The following is a 21,466-nucleotide window of genomic DNA, read 5'->3' on the forward strand; positions in this document are numbered from 1 at the left end:
GATTGCCGATTTGATCGTCATGGGCGCATACAATCACGCTCGTTGGCGGCAGACGCTGTTCAAGGCGTGACGCACAACATGATAGGGCAAAGCAGCATGCCAGTTTTCCTGGCGCATTAACCGAGGGCGGAACATGACCGCGCCCCGTCCCTCTGCTTTGCGCCTTACCCCGACACCAGCGTCCCCCGGTTCCGATGCAAAATGTAAGCAGAAACCACGAAGATGAGCGCTGCGAAGAGGCGGTTGAGGATGTTCTTGTAGGCGCTGAGCCGCGTGGCGAGCAGCATGCCAAAAACGCCGCCGACAATGCCGCCGCCGATGAACTCGGCGGCAAGCCACCAGTCCACAAGGCCCGAACTGGCATAGTTCAGGGCGGTCGCCAGTCCGAACGCACCGACGGAGAGGAGAGATGTGCCAATCGCGTTGATCATCGGCATGCCCGTCGCCAGCATGAGGCCGGGCACGATCAGGAAGCCCCCGCCGATCCCGAAGAAACCGGATGCGGCGCCGGCGGCGAGTGCCACGGCCGCGGTGGCGAGGCACATCCTGAGGTCGACCGGGCGGCCGTCGACGGCCACCGCCTTCCGGGGTTTCAGCATCAGAGCGCCAACGACCACCATCACGATCCCGAAGAAAAAGATCAGGCGATCTCCGTCTATCGCCTTGCCGAGGCTGGAGCCGCCTACGGCGCCGGCGATGCCGAGTGCAGAGAAGACGGCCGCGCAGCGCCACCAAACGTGACCCTTGATCGCGTGGCTGGCAAAATTTGCGAATGCGTTCGCCGAAACAGCGAGCGCTCCCGTGCCGATGGCAATGTGCGGCTGGGCCACTCCCACCACATAGAGCAGAAGGGGCGTTGCCAAGATCGATCCGCCTCCACCCAGGAGACCGAGCATGAAGCCGACGAGTCCGCCGGAGCCGACTGCCGAAACGATAGGATAGTTCACGCCCGTCCGCCCCATACTCTGTCATACAAGGTCATCCCGCCCAGCATCGCGACGACGAACAGGATTGTCGGAGGAAGACCCATTGACAGGGATGCGACTGCCGGGCCTGGACAGAAGCCGCCGATCCCCCAGCCAAGGCCGAACAAGACGGAGCCGATAACCAGCGGCGCATCGATCCGGCGGCTCGCCGGCACATGGAAGCTGTCGTCAAAGGCTGGGTGCCGCATCCGCTTCATCACCTGCACGCCGATGGCCGCGACCGCAACTGCACCGCCGAGAACGAAGGCGAGGCTCGGATCCCAGGCGCCGAAGACGTCGAGGAAGCCCTGGATGCGGACGGGGTTCAGCATGCCGGACAAGGATAGCCCGAAGCCGAAGACGACGCCCGCGGCGAGCGCCGCGACGATTTGGTAGACTTTCCTGTTCATGACCCGACACCTCGCAAAATTGCGACGCCGATCACACCGGCGGTCAGGAACGTGGCGACCGCCACCATCGATCGTGTAGAAAGGCGGGCAAGCCCAAGCACGCCGTGTCCGCTGGTGCAGCCCGAGCCCATGCGTGAGCCGAAGCCGACAAGCAGTCCCGCCACGATGAGCAGCGGCCAGCCGGCGGTGATCTGCACGACCGGCCAGCCGCCGAACACGAGGAGATAGGTGAGCGGCCCGAGCATCAGCCCGAGCACAAAGGCAAGGTTGGTCGTCAAGCCGATCCCTTGCGCGAGACGCCCGACGATCCCGCTGATCCCGGCAATCCGGCCGTTGAGGAGCAGAAGCATGACGGCCGATGTCCCGATCAGCATGCCGCCGAGCAGAGATGGGAGATAGGCGCTCATTTTTCTTCCTTCACGCAGAAGATGTCATAGAGGGCGGCAACCAGTTGCGCGGCCTTTTCTTCCGTCAGACGGTAGAAGATCTGTTTCCCCACCCGCCGCGTTTCGACGATGCCGGAGCCGCGCAGTACCGTCAGGTGCTGCGACAGATGCGGCTGGTGGACGTCGACTTTCTCTTCAAGCTCCCCGACCGAATACTCGTCTTCCACCAGGGTGCAGACGACCATCAGACGCGCCGGATGGGACAGCGTCTTCAGAAGGTTCGCCACTTCGCCCGCGCGGAGAGAAAGCTCCGCAGGAGACAGCCCAGCCTTCATCATTGCCTTCAGATCGGCGGTCATCCCCATGCTGCTCCCTGTAACGCATCGAGCGGAAACTTGAGGTAGCGCTTGCCGTTGGCTTCCGGCTCCGGCAGGCGCCCACTGCGGATGTTTACCTGCAGGGCATGGAGGATGAGCTTCGGCATCGGCAGCGTCTTGTCGCGCTTCGTCCTCAGCGCCACGAATTCTTCTTCCGTCACAGCAAGATGCGGGTTGAACTTCTTCTGATCAGCGACGCTGCTTTCCCAGCGAGGTGCCCGCCCGTCTGGCTGGTAGTCGTGGCCGGTGAAGATCCGCATCTCATCCGGGAGCGTGAGGATGTCCTGTATCGACTTCCACAGGACGCGTGCGTCACCACCGGGGAAGTCGGCTCGTGCGGTCCCGCTGTCGGGCATGAAGAGCGTGTCGTGCACGAAAGCCGCATCGCCGATCACATAGGTGATGGAGGCGAGGGTGTGTCCCGGCGAGAACAGCACCTTGGCATCGATGGAGCCGACCTTGAAGGTCTCACCATGGGCGAACAGCCGGTCCCATTGCGAACCGTCGGTCGCGAGCTCTGGCCAGTTGTAAATGCCCTTCCACAGCTTCTGGACATCCACGACGCGCTCGCCGATGGCCGTTTTCGCCCCCGTCTTCTCCTTCAGATACTGCGCCGCCGAGAAGTGGTCGGCGTGCGGATGGGTGTCGAGGATCCACTCGACGCTCAGCCCCTGGTCGCGGACGTAGTCGAGGATGGCGTCGGCATTGATGGTCGCTGTCGCCCCTGACTTCTCGTCGAAGTCGAGCACAGGGTCGATGATGACGCACTCGCTGCTCGCGGGATCTGAAACCACGTACTGAACGCTCCAGGTACGCTTGTCGAAGAAGCCCTTTACCTGTGGACGGCGCGCGGCTTGCTTCTCAAGCCAGCGTGCGGCGGCGCTGGTGTCGTAGCCGCGGCTGCGTCCGAACTCGACGACCTCATCGGCAGACATGCGGCCGTCAAGGACCTCACCGATCAAGTAGAGGCTCAGCGAGCGAGTGCCGGTCTTGCAGTGGCCGAACACAGGCCCCTCGGATTCGTCGACCGCGCGCTGGAACGCACGCACGTCCGCCTCGGTGATCGTGCTGGCCGTGACCGGGATGAATGCATAGGACAGGCCGCAGTGCTTCGCTTCCTGGCTTTCCGCTTGCGTGCCGGGTTGTGCAGGATCCTCGTCTTCCGGTCGGTTGTTGATGAGTGTCTTGAATCCTTTGTCGCGGAGTGACTGGATGTCCTCAATGCTCGGCTGCGTCGAGACGGAAAGCTTCTCGGATATTGCTGTAATGGGCATGACTGGCTCCGTGCTTAATTATTATATGTTCTAATATAATATATATCGATATCTCATCAAGATCGGGCATGCAACTTTGTGCTTAGCCTGCGGCTCCCCGAAGAGGAGGAACCGCCATGGCCATGACAAAAAAACCGGGTCAGCGCGCCCAGACATCCGACGAGATCAACCGGCGACCTGCGCTGGCAGATGGAGGAGAGGCTCACATCCCGACCAGATAGAATCCAGGCTGACGGAGCTCGATCGGAAGTGGAACATCGAGCGGACGTTCGAGGCGAATGCTTTCACGTTGGTCTTCACGGAACAGTCCTGGCGGCCGCGTTGGATCGCCGGTGGCTGATCGCCACGGGGTCGTCGACCAGAATTGGCGCTACCTACGACCGTCCTGAATGATCGCTGACTGGCACAATAAGATTAGGCTCTTACGTGATAGGCAAGCGCACGCGCACTTCGACGCCCTCGCTTTTTCCTGAGCGGGGAGACACGACGTCGACAGCTGCTTCGACACGATCTGCGATCGCCTTGACGATGGCGAGTCCAAGCCCCGATCCATCAATCTTGACGTTGCCGCGCTCGAACTGGCGCATCAGGCGATCCATTGCCTCTGTAGGAAGCGTCGCTCCATCATTGGCAACACAAAGAACCCCTTCAGGTTCTAGAACCACTTCGACCGGGCTTCCTCGTGCTCCGTGCTTCAATGCGTTTTCGATGAGATTACGGGAGAGGATTCCGACCGCATCTGGATCGAGCGGCGATAGAACGGGCCCTTCCGGCATAGTCAGCTCAATTTGCCGCTCTCCGGCACGTTCGAAGTCCTCTACGATCATGCGGATCACCGTCCTCAGATCGGACGGTTCGTCGGCGCGCAGCCGACCGCCTTCGGCTCGGGCGAGTTGCATCAGCTTTTCCGACATGCGCATCAGCCGCTTGAGCGTGGCTTCGATCTCATTTGTGCGCTGTGCCGTCAGCCTTTCCTTCGTCTCGGAGCGGATGCGTTGCGCCTGCGCTATCGCGCCGGCAACCGGTGTGCGGAGTTCATGCGCCGCGTTTGCAGCAAAGGCCCGCTCCGCCTCGAACGCGGCCCTCAGGCGGTCGAGAAGCTGATTGATTCCGGCGGAAATCGGCCGCAGTTCACTTGGCAAGCCGCTGTCCGGCAAAGGTGACAGATCCTGCGCTCCCCGACGGGAAAGTCCCTGCCGAAGAGCACGGACCGGACGCAGAGAATAGCGGACCGCGAACAGGATCACCACAAGGCTCAGCGGAATGACAACCAGCAGCGGCAACAACAGCCCGAGCAGCATGCTCTGCGACAGTTCCCGACGACGATCCAGTGGTTCGGCCACAGCGATGACCAGGTTTCCGTTAGCGCTTGCCGCATAATAGAGTTGATGCGTCCTGGTGCGGGAAAACCCCTGTCTCTCGAACGGAGGAAAGATCGAGGCGTCCGCACCCGCCGAACCAAGCAGCACACGGCCTTGTCTGTCGCGCAGGATGAAGGTGACATCCTCGCCGTAGCGAGCCTTTCGTTCTTGTCGCGGATCACGCCCGACGTCGTCGTCCTCCTCATCATCAACGCTTTCACGTCTCTGGTGTCCTTCGCGCAGGTCATGTTGGGCGATCGGCAGGATGCGCTCGGCAGTCGCTTTCAACCCGTCGTTATAGACTTCTTCCATGTCTTGTCCGAGGCGGTGCGCGGTGGCTATGGCGGCCGCGAGCCACAATATGGTCACTGAAACACCGACCGCGACTGCCAGCCGCGCCTGAAGCGAAGACATCATCTTGATGGCCGTCCCAGCCGATAGCCTAGACCGCGCTCCGTCTCGATCACATGAGCCCCCAGCTTCTTGCGCAGCCGGCTCACATGAACCTCGATCGCATTGCTGCCGACTTCCTGATCGAACGAATAGAGCCGCTCCTCGAGTTGTGCCTTGGAAAGCAATTGGCCAGGACGCTGGACGAAAACCTCGAACAGCACCCATTCGCGCGCCGTCAGAGCGACCGGCTTGCCGTTAAGCCTGACGCTGCGGGCGGCTAGGTCGACCTCCAATGGTCCAAGCGTAACGATCGGGTTCGGGTTGCCCGTATAGCGACGCGCCACAGAACCGATACGTGCGGAAAGTTCGTCTAGGTCGAAGGGCTTGACCATATAATCGTCCGCGCCGGCGTTCAGCCCGGCAATTCGGTCGGAAACCTGATCCAGCGCAGTCAGTATGATCACGGGCGTCGCGTCTCCGCGCGCCCTCAGGCCCTTGAGGAAGGGAATGCCGAGGCCGTCCGGCAACATCAGGTCGAGCAGTACGAGATCGTAGGCGGCCGAGCAGAACGCATCTCGCGCCTCGTCGAGGCGGCTCATCCAATCGACGGAATGACCGTCCGCGGCGATCTGGTCACGAATAGCCGTCCCCAGTGCCCTATCGTCCTCTATCAGCAGAACCCTCATGCAGGAATTCTCCCTTCGCCCTCTCTGTAGTCCATCCGCCAGCTTACCGGAAGCTGAAGCAAGATCTTGGCGTCCGTCAGGTGGCGGTCAGTCTGCGGCCTGAATTATCGGTTCGACACCGAGAGGAAACGATGATGAAGACCGGCATCCCCGTGACGCTCGATGTCGTCGGAATCGAGGAACCCACGATCACGTGGTGATCCCTCGCTCTCGCCAATTCTCAAAGGAGACACACGCATGAAACACCGCAAGCTCCTTCTTACCGCGATTGTCGCTACCGGCATTCTCGCCGCCTTCGCCGGTATGGCCCTACCGCTTAATCCATTGAGGCTCAGTGGTACCGACGTCGTGAAAGCGGATTATCGCGAACATGAGAGCAAAGGCCACAGCGAGGAACAACGCCGGCGTGAACACGAGGATGACCGCTACGCTGCCAACGGCTGTGGCGGCCGAAGTGATGACGACGATGATGACGATGGCAAGGCTGGGTGCGACGCTCGCAATCCCCCCATGCAAGAGAAAGCGAATCCCCCGAGCAACAGCCTGTTTACGCCCGGCAGCAAGCCGCGCGCCCAGATGAACTGACCGCACCCGGAAAGGAGATAAACAATGAGGATGAAGTCGTATTTGGCCACGCTGGCCGTCACGACGGCGTTGACAGTACCCTGTCTGGCGCTCGCAACCGAAGTGACCTTCACCACCAGCATGCGCAACTATGGTGGAGACGGAGCCTATCTTGCCTACTACGTGACCGACGCGCAGGGAAAATATGCCGGCAGCTTGTGGATGGCAGGAGGCAAGGCGCGCTACCACGAGCATCTGAGCGGCTGGTATCGGGCCACAGGCGGCGACACAGGCGAAATCAACGGCATCACCGGAGCCAGCGTCGGGGCCGGCCGCTCGCTCAAGATCACACTTGACCTCGCCGATACCCTCTTTGATGCCGGCTATAAGCTGCACATCGATTCCGCCGTCGAAGACATGCGCGACAGCCCCAACGAAATCGTCGTGCCGCTAACCTCGGCCGGATCGGGTCAGGCGGCTAAAGGTAGTCACTACATCGCCGACTTCATCTATACGCGTTAATCTGCAAGGAAATTGCCATGATCCGGTCACTCCACCGCTGGTTCGGGCTGGTCGCCGCTGTGCTTATCGCCGTCATCGCCCTGAGCGGTACGGCACTCTCCATCTTCCCGGCCATTGAGGGGCTCACCACCCCTGTCACTCAAGACATCAGTGTCGCGGAACTCGCGGCACGGATCCAGACAACGGAACCCTCAGTAGAGCTGATCAGGCGCGCGCCATCCGGCCGGATCACGGCACACTATTTCGACGGCGACCAGCCGGCGTCTTCCATCATCGACCCGGCGACCGGCTCGCCCGCTGGCAGCGCCGACACGTCGACCGTCGAGCGTTGGCTCATCGAGCTTCATCGCGCGCTGCTCCTCGACGATAGTGGCCGTCTCATCGTCGCTAGCGGCGCGGCATCCCTGCTGACGCTGACCCTGTCCGGCCTATTCCTGCTGGCGCGCCGTGCCGGCGGCTGGCGCCATATGCTGAAGCCTGCAAAAGGCACGGGCGACAGACGCTTCCATGCCGTCATCTCGCGGATTGCGCTGCCCGGCCTGCTCCTGTCATCGCTAAGCGCACTCTGGATGACCGCCTCAACATTCGGCTATCTGCCGGAGGGGGCCGGCGCTCCGCCCTTCCCATCGCAGGTCAGTGGCGCCATCGGTGCTCAGATCGCCTCCATAACCCTACTGCAGGAGACCCCGGTCGAAACATTTCGCTCCCTCAGCTTTCCGGCTGCCGGCGATGCAAGCGACGTATTTACCCTCAAGACGGCTGCCGGCGAAGGCTATATCGACCAGGGTAGCGGCGAACTGCTCGCCTGGAAGGATTCAAACTGGGTCAATCGCCTGACCGACCTCCTCGCCATGCTGCATACCGGTCAGGGAATGGCGTGGCTCGGCCTGCTTCTCGGTGTTTCCGCACTTGCCGTTCCTGTCCTCAGTTGGACCGGTCTCGCCGTCTGGTTCAGGGGGCGTGGCGAGAAGAAAGGCAGTTCCGTTTCCGCAGACGAGGCCGACACCATAATCCTCGTCGGCAGCGAGGGCGGGACGACCTGGGGCTTTGCCGAAACCCTGAGAAAATCGCTCGCGGCGCATGGCATGCATGTCCATGTCGGTCCAATGTCGAGCTTCCAACCCGCACGCTGGCCCATCGCGCAACGGCTCATCCTTCTTGCCGCAACCTATGGCGACGCCGAAGCCCCGGCGTCCGCGCAAGGTTTTCTGGAACGCTTTCGGCGCACGCCTGCAGAGAAGGGGCTTTCGCTTGCCGTTCTCGGCTTCGGCGACCGGAGCTTCCCTGCCTATTGCGGTTTCGCGGCCGACATCGCGCGGCTGGCGGAAGAGAAGGGCTGGGATAGGCTGCTGCCTTACGACACCGTGGACCGTCAGTCGTCGCCGGATTTTGCTCGCTGGGGCCGTGATCTCGCGGAGATGCTCGGGCTCACCTTCGAACTCGATCACCGGCCCACCAGACCCAAGACCTGGGAGCTTTCACTGGTCTCGCGACGCGACTATGGCGCAAGCGTTCAGGCCACGACTGTGATCCTGCGCTTCACTCCGCCGATGCCGTCCGTCTGGCAGCGTCTGGCCGGCAACGCATTTCCGCGGTTCGAAGCCGGCGACCTGGTCGGCATCCTGCCGGAAGGTTCGGAAGTGCCGCGCTTCTACTCGATCGCTTCGGGCACGAAGGACGGGTTCCTCGAAATCTGCGTCCGCAAGCAGCCGGGCGGCCTCTGCTCCGGACAACTGACAGCTCTGGAACCCGGGCAGACGGTGACGGCCTTCGTTCGCTCCAATCCGAGCTTTCGGCCTTTACACAGCGGCAGGCCCGTCATCCTGATCGGCGCAGGCACCGGTATCGGACCTCTTGCGGGATTCGCCCGCGCGAATAGGGCCCGCCACCCCATGTATCTTTATTTCGGAACACGTCATCCGGCGAGCGATGCTCTCTATGCGGAGGAATTGTCGGACTGGAGGCAGGACGGCCGGCTGGCAGGCGTCTCCACCGCTTTCTCGCGCACCGCAAATCCGGCCTACGTCCAGGACATCTTGCGCAAGGATGCCGCTAAGATCGGTAGACTCATCGCGGCAGGCAGCCAGATCCTCGTCTGCGGCGGCCGTGACATGGCGGCGGGTGTGGCCGCCGCTCTCTCTGAAATCCTAATTCCGCAGGGCGTAAGTCTTGCAGCACTCAAGGCAGAGGGCCGTTATGCCGAAGACGTTTACTGATCTCGCCCGCCATGCCCTGAACGGTCCCACCATGGGCACACGCTGGTCTGCCCTCTTCCACATGCCAGACGGCTTTGAAACCGCTGGGGTCTACGCCGCGATGGCGGGTGCCGTCGCAGAGGTCGATCGGCAGATGTCCACCTGGAAGCCCGAAAGCGATCTCAATCGCCTGAACGCGGCCCGTCCTGGCGAATGGGTCGCCCTTCCCGAGCAATTGGTGAAGGTGCTTCAGGCAGGCCTTGCCGTCGGCGTGGCTTCAGGCGGAGCCTTCGATATCGGCATAGGCGATGCCGTCGCCGCGTGGGGATTCGGCGTTGGAGAAGCCGACGCACAGGCAATAAAGGCTGCTCGCCGCTTACGCCGTAACCCGGCTCATGACATCCTGGAGCTCGACGCAGCTAACGGGCGGGTGCGAAAGCATGCCGACATGCGCTTCGACTTAAACGGCATCGCCAAGGGCTACGGTGTCGATCGGCTGGCGGAAGCCGCCGCTCTGCACGGCATAGAAGCGGGCCTTTTTGCCATTGACGGCGAGCTACGCGCCCGCGGCGCGCAGCCTGACGGCACGGGCTGGGCGGTTGCGGTCGAGAAACCTCATCGTCATCAACGCGCGCCGCATTCCATCATCGAACTTGAGGATGCGGCCGTCGCAACCTCCGGGGATTATCGCCATTGGGTGGATGTCGGCGGACACCGCCTCTCCCACACCATCGATCCATGCCGCGGCATGCCGCTTGAGGATTCGCCCGCCTCGGCGACCGTGATCGCTCACGATTGCATGAGTGCGGACGCTTGGGCGACGGCAATGATGGTTCTTGGCGAGCACAGAGGGCTGAAATTGGCGAAGAGGCTGGGCCTCTCCGTGGTCTTCCTGTTTCACGGCCGTGAGGGCGGGGCAGGAGGTGGCGTGTTCGCCAGTTGCTGAATGCGCATGCCCACCCGAAAGATTGCTGCTCGCGGATAGCGGTATCTTACATCCTGCGATAGCGAATTGAACGAGACGTTCCGCGAAATCAATTGCCGGTCACGCACGTGAACCGAGGCTCAAAGTGGTATCCACGGTGCTCCGCGACGGTGTCCCGAGCCTGAGGGAGAGGCGCCCGAATCCTCGTGTCGAAGATGATCGTCAGCGACAATGGCAGCGAGTTCACCAGCAACGCGATCCTGCAGCGGAGGCGCAATTCGCGGTCGGCGAGGACCACGATGTCCCGCCTCATCTGAACTTGATATCACCCGCTTTCTGGGAAACGCGGACGTTCCAATCCCGTAGAGCATCGCACGCCTCTGCTCGCGTGGGTGCGCCGATGCGTCCGCCGAACACCTGGCATTTGAGAGCCGCCGCCATCGATGACAATCGCATCGCCTCTTCGATCGGCAGGCCTTCTGCGATTGCCAGCGCGAAGGCGCCGTGGAAGATGTCACCGGCCGCAAGCGTGTCGATGGTTCTCACTTTCGGCGCGGCGAGGTGACGGATGTCGCCGCTTGGGTCGTCGAACCACAGGGACCCGTTTTCGCCAGCCGTAACGCTGATGAAGGCATGTTCGAATTTCCGCTTTAGCAGGCCGACGGTCTCGACGAGATCCGCCGTCCCGGCAAGCCGCTCGGCCGCAGGCTGTGAAAACACGATGTGGCTGGCGGCCGGCGCCAGCATCTCGATGACGCCCTCGCCGGCAACGTCGCCGTCCAGTATGGCGGGTTTGCCCGCCTTGCCAGCTGCGATCAGCGCCCGCAGTGCAAGCTTCGGCCATCGGACATCGACAAGCACCGCATCGAAAGCAGACATCTCCTGCTCGGTGACCAGCCTCACTGTATTGTGGAGCCGCTCGTCGTAGAAAGGCACGATCAGGCGTTCGCCTTGATCATCGATGAGGATCGTCGAGACGGCCGAGCGGGCGCCCTGCACAACCGTCATGCCGCTCGTGTCTATGCCGTCATTCCCGAGGTCGGAAAGGATGCGTTCGCCCGTCGTATCGTTGCCAACCGCGCCCCAGAGGCTGGCATAGCCGCCAAGCCGGGCGACTGCGAATGCCGCACTCGACGCCATGCCTTCGGCGACCTGCAGCATCCCATAGGGCAAGATCTTGCCCTGGCCCGTGGGCAATGAGCGAACGCGGAACAGGGTGTCGAGCACCGCCGCGCCGATGCAGAGCACGCGGCGTGGCGGACCTGGCGGCGGGCCGAAGGCAGAGGAAGTCATCGGCGGTCGTCTCACATGCTCACTTGACGGCGCCTGCCGTCAGACCGGCGACGATCTGCCGTTGCGCAAACACGGTCAGGATCAGCACCGGCAAGGTGACGATCAGCGCGGCTGCCGCGAGCGGTCCCCAACTGACCTGTTCGAAAGACAGCATATTGTAGACGGCGACCGGCAGCGTGCGTGTCTCGCGGCTCGCGAGCACGATGCCGAAGACGAAATTGTTCCAGGAGAAGATCACCGACAGGATGAAGGCGACGACGATGCCGGGCCTCGCAATCGGCAGGGCGACCAGGCGGAAAACCTGCCAGGGCGTCGCGCCGTCGATGCTTGCCGCCTCCTCCAGCTCCATCGGCGTCGTCTCGAAATAGCCGATCATGATCCATACGACGATCGGCACGGTGACGACGAGATGGATGATGATCTGCGGCATCAGCGTACCGAGCAGATTCAGCCATTGGAACAGCAGGAAGAGCGGAATGAGAAAGGACAGGCCCGGCGTCATGCGCGCGATCATGATGACCATCGCCGACTTCTCCGCCTTCAGACGCGCGATGCCGTATCCGGCCGGCACGCCGATCAACAGCGCCAGAAGCGTAGCGGCACCCGTCACCAGCAGTGAATTCCAGAGATAGAGGAAGAAGTTGTTCTCCTCGAAGACCTTCACATAGTTCGACCAGGCGAAACGTTCCGGGATGAAGATCGGCGGATAGGCGCCGTTGTCGATCTCATATTTCAGCGACAGCGAGATCATCCAGAGGAAGAACAGCACGACCGGCGAGATCATCACCAGCGCGACGAACAGCAGTCCGATGCGGTCGAGCGTCTTGCGCTTCATCAGCGTGCCTCCCCGTCGGACCAGTTGACGCGCTGCCGGATCATCATCAGGACGATGGAGAGCAGCACGATGAGGATGAAGAAGACGACCGCCATGGCGGAGCCATAGCCGATGTCGTAATAGGCGAACGCCGTATTGTAGAGATAGATGTTAATCGTTTCCGATGCCGTTCCGGGACCGCCCTGGGTCATGGCATAGATGATGTCGAAGCTCTTCACCGCATCGATGCTGCGGATGATCACGGCGATCATCAGGAACGGCGCGATCATCGGCAGCGTCAGATAGCGGAATTTCTGCCAGACATTGGCGCCGTCGATCTCAGCGCTCTCGTAAGGTTCGCGCGGAACCGCGGCCAGGCCGCCGAGCACGATCAGCATGACGAGTGGCGTCCACTGCCAGCTTTCGACCAGGACCAGCGAGGGAATGACGCTGCGCTGATTGTAGATCCACTCCTGCGGGCCGATGCCGACGAAAGAGAGGAGATAGTTGAGCACGCCGAGTTGCGGATGGTACATCATCGTCCAGACGAGCGCGATGGCGACGGGCGTCGCCATCATCGGCATCACGAATATGCCTCGAATGAGGCCGCGCAGCGGGAATTGGGCATCGAAGATCAGCGCGGCGAGCGTCCCCAGGAAAAGGGGAACCACCACGGAAAGCGTCGTATAGAGCACCGTATGCCACAGTGACTCCCAGAAGCGCACGTCGGTGGCGAGTCTGATATAATTGTCCAGCCCCGCAAAGACCTGCGACTGGCCGAGCGTCCAGCTGTTGACGCTCATCCACACCGTAAACACCCATGGAAAGACGATGACGGCTGAGATGACGATGAGCGCCGGGATGACGAATGGCCAGTAGTTGGGAGCAAACCGATCCGGTTTGCTCCTTCCTTTCGACGCCTTGGCCATAGCGGCCGTTTCGATGCCTGCCGAGGCCATTATCCCTCGCTTTTCGCCAGGACGGGTTCGAATTGTGCCGTCGCCGTCTTCAGTTCGGTTTCAGGATCGGCGCCGCCGATCATGTTGGTGAGACCGACGCCATAGATGTCGCGGAACTCGGTGACCGGAATGATGACCGGCAGGGCGAGCTGCGAGATCTTGCCGGAGCCGGCAACGGCATCCAGCCATGTGCCCGGCATCTTGACGCCTTCGCGGACCTTGGCGTCCTCAAGTACGGACTGGCGGAACGGAACGCCGGCACCGGCCTGCAGCAGGCGAGCGCCCATGTCGTGCGAAATCGCCCATTGGCAGAACAGGTAGGCGGCTTCCTTTTTCTGGCTTGCCGCGACCACACCGAGGCCGTCGCCGAACGTGCCTGCGGCTTGCGCCTTGGGTCCTTTCGGCATGATGCCGTAACCGACCTGGCCGACGACGCGCGACTTTTCCGGATTCTCGATCGGCGGGGCGAAACCGACGCCATCGAGCCACATGCCGATCTTGCCTTGCAGGAAGGCCGACTGCGCCTCGGCCCAGTTGAAGCCGGAGACGCCGGGAGGGGCGGTCTTGGTCATCAGCCTCTGGTAAAGCTTGGCCGCATCGATCGCTTCCGGTGACGTCGTGCGCAGCTTGCCGTCCGGGCCGAGCGGGCTCGAGCCATAACCGAGCAGCAGCGTCGTCCAGACCGGCGTGTTGGCGTTCTTCAGGCCTCGGGCGACGAAGCCGTAGGTGTTGGTCGACGGGTCGGTAAGCGCTTCGGCCGCACTTGCCAGTTCTTCGAAGCTCTGGGGATAGGCAAGCCCCTTCTTCTCGGACAGCGCCTTGTTCCAGTAGATGATCCAGTAATCGACCGAGAAGGGAAGGGAGCGCAGAACGCCGTCGCTATCCTTGGCGAAGGCGAGGCCTGCTTCGGCGAAGTCGCTTTCCGTGAGAGACGGTTCGGTCAGCGAGGCGTCCTTGAGGAAGCCGCTGATATCGGCAAGCCAGCCGCCTTTCTCGAACTGCCGCTTCTGGACGTGGTAGCTGAGGTGCACGACGTCGAAGCTCGGCTTGCCGGAGCTGAGCTCGATCGTCGTCTTCTGGCGCTGCTGCTGTTCGGGCGTTGCCTCGGCATTGACCTTGATGCCGGTGAGTTCCTCGAACTCGGACAGGTACTTGGTCAGGATTTCGCTACGCGGGCTCTTGACCAGATTGACCTCAAGCGTGGTTCCGGCAAAGCGCTTCCAGTCGACCGCGGCGGCGGCCGGGCGCATACCGAGCATGCTGCTCGCCCCGAGCGCGGCCGTACCCGCCAGAAATTCTCTGCGCGACGGATTGAAGAATGATGGCATGTGAGTCCTCCTCCTTTTGCGCCGGCGATCTCCTCACCTCCGGCTGCTTATTCCCGATTAGATCCTCAGCGCACGATCCCTTGCACCGTTGATGTGTGCGACAAGGCTGTTGACGGCGTCCTCCACCGACCGGCGCTCGATCGCCTCGAGCACCTTCAGGTGCTCGCCCATCACGGGTCCGACGTGACCGTCGATGCGAAACCGGTCCTGGCTGATCAGGCGCATCTTGATCGAGTTCACGCGGTAGGCGTTCGAGATGATGGTATTTCCAAGCGCATCGATAAAGGCGTCGTGCATGCCCCAGTCGACGGCCTGCGCGTGCAGCTCCAGTTCATGCGACGCGTTGCCGCTTCGAATGGCGTCGGCGATATCCCGGTGCTGTTTCAGGAGATTTGCGATCGTCTCGTCCGAGGCGGATTTGGTAAACAGCGCCACGGCCTCCTTCTCCAGGAAGACGCGCAGCTGGAACGCCTCGCGAATGAGGTTGAGATCGATGTGAGCGATCTGCAAACCTCGCTGCGGCACGGTCTTGATCAGCCCCTCCGCCTCAAGCCTCGGGATGAGCTCCCGGATGGCGCCAAGCGTCAGCCCGGTCAGCTCGACGAGCCGGCGCTGCGACACGAACTGGCCCGGACGCACGTCACGGGCCAGCAGGTGGCGCGTGAAACTTGCATAGGCCTTTTCCCGCAGTGTCGGCTGCTCTTCCGTTTCGTTCATCGCCTCCCCCGCAAACATGGCTGACCTATGCGGCTTTCGATTGAAAAAGACGGTCAAAAGCAAGGGCAAGCTGTGCCTGCGCTTCGCCGGATAATGAAACGAGCGGCGGACGAACCGCAACCCAAATCTCCTCCAAGGTCGTACGCGCGATCATCGTCTTCACGGCCGGAATGACTGGGTGTTTCAGCAATTCAAGGACGAAATCGGCAACGCGAGTATCGTCCCTGCCCTCTTCGGCCACCGGCTTGAGTTCGCGGGGCACAAAATTCGCCATGCCCGATATGGCGCCCTGGCCGCCAAGCCGCACGGCCCTTGCGAGGTGCCGCTCGTCCCCGACCAGGATGATGAGATCACTATGCGCTTTAAGAAGCGCCTCCGTATAGGGCCAGTCGCCGGAGGAATCCTTGACGCCTGTGACGATATGGGGAAAGGCGGTCCGCAGTCGGCCGATCAGCGACACGCTCAGCGGCACCATGGTCACGGAGGGAAGATTGTAGACGATGATATCGCGGGCCTTGTCGCCCAACAGGGCGAATACGGCTGAGAACCACTGGAAGACGCCGTCGTCGCTGACGTTCTTGAAATAGGACGGCGGGGCAAGAAGGATGTTGCGGGCGCCCAGGGAAAGAGCCTGACCGGCCTGCATCGCCGCATCCTCTGCGGCATCGACCAACACGCCGACGATGATGTTGCCCGGTGCGATGCCGGCATCGAGAAAGGCTGCCACTATGCGTTCCCGTTCGCCATTCCCGATGGAAGACCCCTCACCTGTCGTCCCGAACAGCGTCACGCTGGAGCACCCGGCGGCAAGACAGCGCCGCGCTTGCGCGATCATCGCCTCGATCGCAATATTGCCATCGCTATCGAACGGCGTGGCGAGAGCGACGGAGAGCCCGAATCTTGATGCCAACTTTGTTCCTCCCGGCTAATGAGTCAAGTGTAGCGGACTGACATGTTAGTTGTAAAGAGTTGATCGTATCGGTCGTGGCGGAGGCTCTCTTGGCACAATATTGCCAGTGGCTGTAAAGCAGACGAAACTCGTTTCTCTGGAAAGTACGGCTTTAGTAGCAAAAACGGCCAATGGTGGGGCCTGCCTTTAATGACGACAGATGAAAGCTTTCGTCACGTCGACAAATGTGCTACTGAGTAGCAAACTCGGCTCGATGGAGATAAACCGATGAGTGTCAAGTCGTCGATCTCGCTGACCGACCAGCAGGACGCGTTTGCCCGGTCGCTGGTGGAGAGCGGCCGGTATTCCAGCATGAGTTCCGTTCTTCAGCAGGGCCTAGAGCTTCTCCGCGTAAAGACGGAAAGCGAGACCGTCGAAACGGCAGCGCTTCGCGAATTAATCCAGCGGCGTTTGAACGGCCCGAGGATTTCCACGACGGAAATGGAAAGCCGCGTCGAGACAATGATCGACCGGAAGCGGCGGGCTGATCGTGTGGACCCTTGAATATTCCGAGGATGTCGAACGCGATTTTGAGTTGATTTTTGATCATCTCTTCGACTCCTATGTCGAACTCGGAGACTCGCCTGACGAGGCTTTGGAGCGTACCGCTGAACGAATCCGTAAATCGCGTGTCGAAATCGACCGTCTCGTCGATACGCCTTATATCGGGACATTGCGCCCCGACATTTACCCTGGCATCCGTTTTCTTCGGAGGGACAAGACGGCGGTCTGGTTCTTGCCCGTAGAAAATAATCGCAAGATCGTTATTGCTGCGATTTTCTACGGTGCTCAGGACCATATCAGACATATGCTTGCGCGTATGCTGGCGAGATAAGGTTGAAGGGTTCAGATCACTCCTTCACCGCGCCTGTCATCGAAGACACATAATAGTCGACGAAGAACGAATAGAGGATAGCGACCGGCAGCGAGCCGAAAAGCGCACCCGCCATCAGCGATCCCCATTCGAAGACGTCGCCGCGCACCAGTTCGGTCAGGACGCCGACCGGAATGGTCTTGTTCTCAGAGGACTGGATGAATGTCAGCGCGTAGATGAACTCGTTCCAGGAGAGCGTGAAGGCGAAGATGCCGGCCGAGATCAGGCCCGGCACGGCAAGCGGCAGGATGATCTTGACCAGGATCTGCCAGCGGTTGGCACCGTCCACCAGCGCGCTTTCCTCGAGCTCGAACGGGATCGAGCGGAAATAGCCCATCAGCAGCCAGGTGCAGAAGGGAATGAGGAACGTCGGATAGGTGAAGATCAGCGCCAGCCGCGAATCGTAGATGCCGAGCTTGAAGACGATGAAGGCGAGCGGGATGAACAGGATCGACGGCGGAATAAGATAGGCGAGAAAGATGACGAGGCCGATCTGGCGCGAGCCGGTGAAGCGCACACGCTCGATCGCATAGGCGCCGAACACCGAGGCGACCAGCGACAGCGCCGTCGACCCCACGGCCACCAGCATCGTGTTCCACAGCCACCCGGGATAGGATGTCTCGAGGAAGAGGTACTTGATGTGGTCGAGCGTCGGCCCGACCACCCAGAAGGGGCTGTAATTGTTGTAGTCGGTCAGCTGTTCGTTCGGCTTCACGGCGGTGATCGCCATCCAGTAGAAGGGAAAGAGCAGCACGAAGACGAAGACGGCCATCGGCAGGTAGAGCATCGCCACGCGCCGCGGCAGGCGGTTCAGATAGCTCATGCCCTCGGCATTGTCGGTCAGGACCTCATCGGCGGGTTTGAGATTGGTCGACATGGTTTGCTCCTCAATCCTGTCCGCCCTGCTGCCATTTGCGGCGTTGCAGACCGAAGAAACTGAACATGATGGCGCCGAGCAGGAAGGGTATCATGGCGACGGCGATGGCCGCCCCCTCGCCGAGCTGCCCGCCCGGAATGCCGCGCTGGAAGGAGAGTGTGGCCATCAGATGCGTGGCGTTAACAGGCCCGCCCTTGGTCAGCACGTAGATCAGCTGGAAATCCGTGAAGGTGAAGAGCACTGAGAAGGTCATGACGACGGCGATGATCGGTGTCAGCATCGGCAGCGTCACATAGCGGAAGCGCTGCCAGCTCGTGGCGCCGTCGAGCGAGGCCGCCTCCTGCAGCGAGGCCGGAATGGTCTGCAGGCCGGCAAGCAGCGAGATCGCCACGAAGGGGATGCCGCGCCAGACATTGGCGACGATGACCGATATCCGCGCATTGGTGGGATCACCGAGGAAGTTGATCGGCGCGCTGATCAGCCCGAGCTTCATCAGCGACCACGAGATGATCGAGAACTGGGAATCGTAGATCCACCAGAAGGCCAGCGCCGAAAGCACCGTCGGCACCACCCACGGCAACAGCACGATCGCTCGAAAGAAGGATTTGAACGGAAGGTGCTGGTTCAGGAGCAGCGCCAGCCAGAGGCCGAGCGCGAATTTCAGCGCCGAGGCGATGACCGTGTAAAGAATGGTGTTGAAGACCGACAGCCAGAAAACCGCGTCATCGGCCAGGAACTCATAGTTCTCCAGGCCGACGAAGATGCCGTCCCGGCCGATCCGCGTGTCGGTAAAACCAAGCCAGACGCCGAGCCCCAGGGGATAGGTGAGAAAGCAAACAAGGAACACCGCAGCCGGCAGCATGAAGAGGAAGCCGAGCACGTTGTTGTTCTGCATCAGCGAGGGGCCGCGCTTATCCCCCGAGTTCAAGGTCGACATTGCTTATCTCCAGATTGCATTCAGTCCTTGAGGAGCTCGCGGCATGCCGGATACCAGGCATGCCGCATGTCCCGGCTCCGGATCAGACGCGGTAGTAGCGATTTGCCCGGCGCTCGGCTTCCTTCATCGCGTCCTCGGGCGACTTCTGGCCGGTGACGGCGGCGGCATACATGTCGACCAGCACGTAGTCCGCCATGGTCGCCGCCGAGGCGTAGCCGAGCGGGCCGGCATAACCGTTCGGGCGCAGTTTTTCCGAGGCGAGCGCATAGGGCGCGTGGACCGGGTCGGCAGTCCAGATCGGGTTCTTGGCGAAGGCCTTGAGCGGCTGGCAGCAATAGGCGCTGGAGCCCTGGATCCAGGCATTCATCTGATCGGCTTCCATCATGAACTTGATGTAGGCCTTGGCGGCTTCCGGATATTTGCTGTGCTTGAAGAGCAGGAGCGAGCTCGTCTGGAAAAGCTCGACGCTCTTGCCGACCGGTCCGATCGGGAAATTCGTCGTGCGGATGTCCTTGGCGATCTCGGCGAGCTTCGGATCGTTCTTGGCCGTGTAATAGACCGAGACGCCGTTGGCGATCAGCGATACCTGGCCGGCGAGGAAGGCGCGGTTGTTGTTGACATCCAGCCAGCTTTCCGTGCCCGGAATGAAGGTCGCGTAGAGTTCCTTGGCATAGTTGATCGAGGCGAGCGTTTCCGGGCTGTTGATCGTCACCATGCCGCTTTCGTCGACCATTTTGCCGCCATGGCTCCAGAGCAGCCAATGGGCATAGTTGTTGCCGTCGCCGACCGCCTTGCCGTGCGGGAAACCGGCGGGCGTGCCCTTTGCCTTCATCGCCTTGCAAAGCTCGAGGAAGCCTGCGGTATCGTTCGGGAATTCGTTGAAGCCGGCCGCCTTGACATGGCTGTCGCGATAGACCACGGCATTGCCGATCGTCGTCAGCGGCATGGCGATGAACTTGTCGTCACGGGTGGCGTAACCCTTCAGGCCGTCGTACCAGCCTTCGTACTTGTTGCCGAGATAGTTGCCGAGTTCCGTGAGATCGACCAGCTTGTCCGGATATTGATGCGCGTCGTCGAACCAGCACATGATGAGATCCGGACCGGAGCCGACATTGGCGGCAACGGCGGCTTTCGGACGGATGTCCTCCCAGCTCTCCTTGTCGATGCGCACTTCCACGCCGGTGGCTTCAGTGAACTTCTTGGTATTGGCAAGCCAGGCCTCCTCATCGCCCTTCACGAAAGGCGTCCAGCGCAGCAACCGCAGGCTGGCGCCGCTTTCCGGCGTGTAGGTCGGTTCGGCCTGCGCAAAGGACGGCTTGATGCCGAGACCTGCGACACCGGCAACGGCTGCCGATGCAGCAAGAAATTCACGTCTCTTGATCGTCATGAGATTCCTCCTCATTGAAACAGCGGGAGCAATTCTCCGGCATTCACCTCCCGCTTGGTGAACGGCGGCCTGGCATCCGCGATACGGAAAGCTTGTGCTCCCGTGGGGGCTCACCCCTCGAATGCTTGCGCTCCGGCGGAACGGGAGACTCCTCCTCTCCCCTTGTCCCGCCGGCGTCAGTCGGTCAATCGCATGCCGCCTTCGGCGTCGAAGAGATGGACATGCTTGGCGTCGATCGCCACCCGGATGGCTTCGCCCGGGCGGGCATCGACACGTTCGCGGAAGACGCAGCTGACATCGCTGCCGCCGAGGCGGACGGTCAGATGCGTCTCGTAGCCGGTCGGTTCGATCACCACGATCTCGGCCGGCAGTCCGTTGGGATCGAGCGAGATGTATTCGGGGCGCAGCCCGTAGACGAGGTCGCGGCCGATAGCGCTCGCCGGTGGATTGGCGACAGGCAGCCGCGTGCCGTTGGCGGCGACGAACTGGCTGGGATTCTCCGGATCGAGTCTGCCGTGGATCATGTTCATCGCCGGAGAGCCGATGAAGCCGCCGACAAAGAGATTGGCGGGGCGGTCGTAGAGCTCGAGCGGGCTGCCGATCTGCTCGACGATGCCGTCATGCATGACGACGATCTTGTCGGCCATCGTCATCGCCTCGATCTGATCATGGGTGACGTAGACGGTCGTCGTTTTCAGGCGCTGATGCAGTTCCTTGATCTCGGCGCGCATGGCGACGCGCAGTTTCGCATCGAGGTTGGACAGCGGCTCATCGAACAGGAAGACCTCCGGATTGCGCACGATGGCGCGGCCCATGGCGACGCGCTGGCGCTGACCGCCGGAAAGCTGGCGCGGATAACGGTCGAGCAACTTGTCGAGGCCGAGGATGCCAGCGGCATATTTCACCCGCTTTTCGGCCTCCGCCTTCGGCGATTTGTTGAGCATGAGCGAGAAGCCCATGTTCTGCTCCACCGTCATATGCGGGTAGAGCGCATAATTCTGGAACACCATGGCAATGTCGCGGTCCTTCGGCGGCAGCGTGTTGACCACGCGCCCGCCGATCTTGATCTCGCCGCCGGAAATGTTCTCGAGCCCTGCCAGCATCCTCAGAAGCGTGGACTTGCCGCAGCCCGAAGGGCCGACGAGGATGACGAATTCGCCGTCGGCGATATCGATGTCCACTCCCTTGATGACAGGATGCGCACCGAACGATTTCCGGACATCCGCGAATTGAACGTTTGCCATACTCCCTCCTCCCAGATCATGAGCACTGC

At 61.6% G+C, this 21,466-nt stretch carries 23 protein-coding genes; 6 read left to right on the top strand and 17 right to left on the bottom strand.

What is annotated here, in order from left to right:
* Window positions 1-164: 164 nt before the first annotated feature.
* The 7 genes from J7U39_RS19905 to J7U39_RS19935 form a co-directional block, all read right to left on the bottom strand.
* Window positions 165-962 carry a sulfite exporter TauE/SafE family protein gene (locus tag J7U39_RS19905; protein WP_210631985.1) on the bottom strand — a complete coding sequence of 266 codons (798 nt, stop codon included), beginning with the start codon at window positions 960-962 and terminating at the stop codon, window positions 165-167.
* Window positions 944-1,375: a YeeE/YedE family protein gene (locus J7U39_RS19910; RefSeq protein WP_210631986.1), complete on the bottom strand. Its 432-nt coding sequence runs from the start codon at window positions 1,373-1,375 to the stop codon at window positions 944-946. The genes J7U39_RS19905 and J7U39_RS19910 overlap by 19 nt, the downstream gene beginning before the upstream one ends.
* Window positions 1,372-1,782 carry a YeeE/YedE family protein gene (locus tag J7U39_RS19915; protein ID WP_210631987.1) on the bottom strand — a complete coding sequence of 137 codons (411 nt, stop codon included), beginning with the start codon at window positions 1,780-1,782 and terminating at the stop codon, window positions 1,372-1,374. Before J7U39_RS19915 ends, J7U39_RS19910 begins: the two co-directional genes overlap by 4 nt.
* Complete coding sequence (bigR, locus tag J7U39_RS19920) at window positions 1,779-2,126, bottom strand: sulfite-sensing transcriptional repressor BigR (RefSeq protein WP_210631988.1); 348 nt, start codon at window positions 2,124-2,126, stop codon at window positions 1,779-1,781. The genes J7U39_RS19915 and bigR overlap by 4 nt, the downstream gene beginning before the upstream one ends.
* On the bottom strand, window positions 2,117-3,412 hold the full coding sequence (blh, locus tag J7U39_RS19925; RefSeq protein ID WP_210631989.1) for a bifunctional sulfur transferase/dioxygenase Blh: 1,296 nt from the start codon (window positions 3,410-3,412) through the stop codon (window positions 2,117-2,119). The genes bigR and blh overlap by 10 nt, the downstream gene beginning before the upstream one ends.
* 422 nt (window positions 3,413-3,834) lie before the next feature.
* On the bottom strand, window positions 3,835-5,196 hold the full coding sequence (locus J7U39_RS19930; RefSeq protein ID WP_210632177.1) for an ATP-binding protein: 1,362 nt from the start codon (window positions 5,194-5,196) through the stop codon (window positions 3,835-3,837).
* Window positions 5,187-5,852: a response regulator transcription factor gene (locus tag J7U39_RS19935; protein WP_210631990.1), complete on the bottom strand. Its 666-nt coding sequence runs from the start codon at window positions 5,850-5,852 to the stop codon at window positions 5,187-5,189. Before J7U39_RS19935 ends, J7U39_RS19930 begins: the two co-directional genes overlap by 10 nt.
* A gap of 237 nt (window positions 5,853-6,089) precedes the next feature.
* Between J7U39_RS19935 and J7U39_RS19940 the strand changes: the two genes are divergently transcribed.
* Genes J7U39_RS19940 through J7U39_RS19955 form a run of 4 tightly spaced genes read left to right on the top strand, consistent with a single transcriptional unit; the run spans window position 6,090 to window position 10,079 of the window.
* Window positions 6,090-6,437 carry a hypothetical protein gene (locus tag J7U39_RS19940; RefSeq protein ID WP_210631991.1) on the top strand — a complete coding sequence of 116 codons (348 nt, stop codon included), beginning with the start codon at window positions 6,090-6,092 and terminating at the stop codon, window positions 6,435-6,437.
* A gap of 30 nt (window positions 6,438-6,467) precedes the next feature.
* Entirely contained in the window at window positions 6,468-6,938 is a 471-nt protein-coding gene (locus J7U39_RS19945; protein WP_210631992.1) for a DUF2271 domain-containing protein, read from the top strand.
* A 17-nt stretch (window positions 6,939-6,955) separates the two neighbouring features.
* Window positions 6,956-9,154 (top strand): PepSY domain-containing protein, encoded by a 2,199-nt coding sequence (locus tag J7U39_RS19950; RefSeq protein WP_210631993.1) that lies wholly within the window; start codon window positions 6,956-6,958, stop codon window positions 9,152-9,154.
* On the top strand, window positions 9,135-10,079 hold the full coding sequence (locus J7U39_RS19955) for an FAD:protein FMN transferase (RefSeq protein WP_210631994.1): 945 nt from the start codon (window positions 9,135-9,137) through the stop codon (window positions 10,077-10,079). Before J7U39_RS19950 ends, J7U39_RS19955 begins: the two co-directional genes overlap by 20 nt.
* 288 nt (window positions 10,080-10,367) lie before the next feature.
* Here J7U39_RS19955 and J7U39_RS19960 read toward each other — a convergent pair whose 3' ends face one another.
* The 6 genes from J7U39_RS19960 to J7U39_RS19985 are packed head-to-tail and all read right to left on the bottom strand — an operon-like array spanning window position 10,368 to window position 16,079.
* Window positions 10,368-11,351 carry a sugar kinase gene (locus tag J7U39_RS19960; protein ID WP_210631995.1) on the bottom strand — a complete coding sequence of 328 codons (984 nt, stop codon included), beginning with the start codon at window positions 11,349-11,351 and terminating at the stop codon, window positions 10,368-10,370.
* Window positions 11,352-11,370: 19 nt separating this feature from the next.
* A complete protein-coding gene (locus J7U39_RS19965) occupies window positions 11,371-12,186 on the bottom strand; it encodes a carbohydrate ABC transporter permease (RefSeq protein WP_210631996.1) in 816 nt (271 codons plus the stop codon).
* Window positions 12,186-13,124, bottom strand: coding sequence for a sugar ABC transporter permease (locus J7U39_RS19970; RefSeq protein WP_210631997.1), 939 nt, complete (start codon window positions 13,122-13,124; stop codon window positions 12,186-12,188). Before J7U39_RS19970 ends, J7U39_RS19965 begins: the two co-directional genes overlap by 1 nt.
* On the bottom strand, window positions 13,124-14,452 hold the full coding sequence (locus J7U39_RS19975) for a sugar ABC transporter substrate-binding protein (RefSeq protein WP_210631998.1): 1,329 nt from the start codon (window positions 14,450-14,452) through the stop codon (window positions 13,124-13,126). Before J7U39_RS19975 ends, J7U39_RS19970 begins: the two co-directional genes overlap by 1 nt.
* 57 nt (window positions 14,453-14,509) lie before the next feature.
* Window positions 14,510-15,187, bottom strand: a complete 678-nt coding sequence (locus J7U39_RS19980) for a GntR family transcriptional regulator (RefSeq protein ID WP_210631999.1) — start codon at window positions 15,185-15,187, stop codon at window positions 14,510-14,512.
* A gap of 7 nt (window positions 15,188-15,194) precedes the next feature.
* Window positions 15,195-16,079 carry a dihydrodipicolinate synthase family protein gene (locus tag J7U39_RS19985; protein ID WP_210632000.1) on the bottom strand — a complete coding sequence of 295 codons (885 nt, stop codon included), beginning with the start codon at window positions 16,077-16,079 and terminating at the stop codon, window positions 15,195-15,197.
* A gap of 267 nt (window positions 16,080-16,346) precedes the next feature.
* Here J7U39_RS19985 and J7U39_RS19990 point away from each other — a divergent pair, with 267 nt between their 5' ends.
* Together J7U39_RS19990 and J7U39_RS19995 are read left to right on the top strand one after the other, a co-directional pair.
* The gene (locus tag J7U39_RS19990; RefSeq protein WP_210632001.1) at window positions 16,347-16,622 is read left to right on the top strand and encodes a type II toxin-antitoxin system ParD family antitoxin; all 276 of its coding nucleotides are present in this window, start codon (window positions 16,347-16,349) and stop codon (window positions 16,620-16,622) included.
* Window positions 16,603-16,953, top strand: coding sequence for a type II toxin-antitoxin system RelE/ParE family toxin (locus tag J7U39_RS19995; protein ID WP_210632178.1), 351 nt, complete (start codon window positions 16,603-16,605; stop codon window positions 16,951-16,953). The genes J7U39_RS19990 and J7U39_RS19995 overlap by 20 nt, the downstream gene beginning before the upstream one ends.
* Window positions 16,954-16,969: 16 nt before the next feature.
* Here J7U39_RS19995 and J7U39_RS20000 read toward each other — a convergent pair whose 3' ends face one another.
* The 4 genes from J7U39_RS20000 to ugpC form a co-directional block, all read right to left on the bottom strand.
* Window positions 16,970-17,869 (bottom strand): carbohydrate ABC transporter permease, encoded by a 900-nt coding sequence (locus tag J7U39_RS20000; protein WP_210632002.1) that lies wholly within the window; start codon window positions 17,867-17,869, stop codon window positions 16,970-16,972.
* Between the two features lie 10 nt (window positions 17,870-17,879).
* Window positions 17,880-18,806, bottom strand: coding sequence for a sugar ABC transporter permease (locus J7U39_RS20005; protein WP_210632003.1), 927 nt, complete (start codon window positions 18,804-18,806; stop codon window positions 17,880-17,882).
* An 82-nt stretch (window positions 18,807-18,888) separates the two neighbouring features.
* Window positions 18,889-20,193, bottom strand: a complete 1,305-nt coding sequence (locus tag J7U39_RS20010) for an ABC transporter substrate-binding protein (protein WP_210632004.1) — start codon at window positions 20,191-20,193, stop codon at window positions 18,889-18,891.
* A gap of 176 nt (window positions 20,194-20,369) precedes the next feature.
* Window positions 20,370-21,437: a sn-glycerol-3-phosphate ABC transporter ATP-binding protein UgpC gene (gene ugpC / locus J7U39_RS20015; RefSeq protein WP_210632005.1), complete on the bottom strand. Its 1,068-nt coding sequence runs from the start codon at window positions 21,435-21,437 to the stop codon at window positions 20,370-20,372.
* Window positions 21,438-21,466: the final 29 nt, after the last annotated feature.

This window comes from Rhizobium sp. NLR16a (genome assembly GCF_017948245.1).
GTDB lineage: Bacteria > Pseudomonadota > Alphaproteobacteria > Rhizobiales > Rhizobiaceae > Rhizobium.

What these genes read in the sequence shown, in the direction of transcription:
- J7U39_RS19975 (WP_210631998.1), bottom strand. Translation starts at nt 14,452, where the DNA reads ATGCCATCATTCTTCAATCCGTCGCGCAGAGAATTTCTGGCGGGTACG.
- J7U39_RS19955 (WP_210631994.1), top strand. Translation starts at nt 9,135, where the DNA reads ATGCCGAAGACGTTTACTGATCTCGCCCGCCATGCCCTGAACGGTCCC.
- J7U39_RS19910 (WP_210631986.1), bottom strand. Translation starts at nt 1,375, where the DNA reads ATGAACAGGAAAGTCTACCAAATCGTCGCGGCGCTCGCCGCGGGCGTC.
- J7U39_RS20000 (WP_210632002.1), bottom strand. Translation starts at nt 17,869, where the DNA reads ATGTCGACCAATCTCAAACCCGCCGATGAGGTCCTGACCGACAATGCC.
- J7U39_RS19980 (WP_210631999.1), bottom strand. Translation starts at nt 15,187, where the DNA reads ATGTTTGCGGGGGAGGCGATGAACGAAACGGAAGAGCAGCCGACACTG.
- J7U39_RS20005 (WP_210632003.1), bottom strand. Translation starts at nt 18,806, where the DNA reads ATGTCGACCTTGAACTCGGGGGATAAGCGCGGCCCCTCGCTGATGCAG.
- J7U39_RS19965 (WP_210631996.1), bottom strand. Translation starts at nt 12,186, where the DNA reads ATGAAGCGCAAGACGCTCGACCGCATCGGACTGCTGTTCGTCGCGCTG.
- J7U39_RS19960 (WP_210631995.1), bottom strand. Translation starts at nt 11,351, where the DNA reads ATGACTTCCTCTGCCTTCGGCCCGCCGCCAGGTCCGCCACGCCGCGTG.
- J7U39_RS19945 (WP_210631992.1), top strand. Translation starts at nt 6,468, where the DNA reads ATGAAGTCGTATTTGGCCACGCTGGCCGTCACGACGGCGTTGACAGTA.
- J7U39_RS19940 (WP_210631991.1), top strand. Translation starts at nt 6,090, where the DNA reads ATGAAACACCGCAAGCTCCTTCTTACCGCGATTGTCGCTACCGGCATT.
- J7U39_RS19990 (WP_210632001.1), top strand. Translation starts at nt 16,347, where the DNA reads ATGAGTGTCAAGTCGTCGATCTCGCTGACCGACCAGCAGGACGCGTTT.
- blh (WP_210631989.1), bottom strand. Translation starts at nt 3,412, where the DNA reads ATGCCCATTACAGCAATATCCGAGAAGCTTTCCGTCTCGACGCAGCCG.
- ugpC (WP_210632005.1), bottom strand. Translation starts at nt 21,437, where the DNA reads ATGGCAAACGTTCAATTCGCGGATGTCCGGAAATCGTTCGGTGCGCAT.
- J7U39_RS19905 (WP_210631985.1), bottom strand. Translation starts at nt 962, where the DNA reads ATGGGGCGGACGGGCGTGAACTATCCTATCGTTTCGGCAGTCGGCTCC.
- J7U39_RS19935 (WP_210631990.1), bottom strand. Translation starts at nt 5,852, where the DNA reads ATGAGGGTTCTGCTGATAGAGGACGATAGGGCACTGGGGACGGCTATT.
- J7U39_RS19915 (WP_210631987.1), bottom strand. Translation starts at nt 1,782, where the DNA reads ATGAGCGCCTATCTCCCATCTCTGCTCGGCGGCATGCTGATCGGGACA.
- J7U39_RS19970 (WP_210631997.1), bottom strand. Translation starts at nt 13,124, where the DNA reads ATGGCCTCGGCAGGCATCGAAACGGCCGCTATGGCCAAGGCGTCGAAA.
- bigR (WP_210631988.1), bottom strand. Translation starts at nt 2,126, where the DNA reads ATGGGGATGACCGCCGATCTGAAGGCAATGATGAAGGCTGGGCTGTCT.
- J7U39_RS19950 (WP_210631993.1), top strand. Translation starts at nt 6,956, where the DNA reads ATGATCCGGTCACTCCACCGCTGGTTCGGGCTGGTCGCCGCTGTGCTT.
- J7U39_RS20010 (WP_210632004.1), bottom strand. Translation starts at nt 20,193, where the DNA reads ATGACGATCAAGAGACGTGAATTTCTTGCTGCATCGGCAGCCGTTGCC.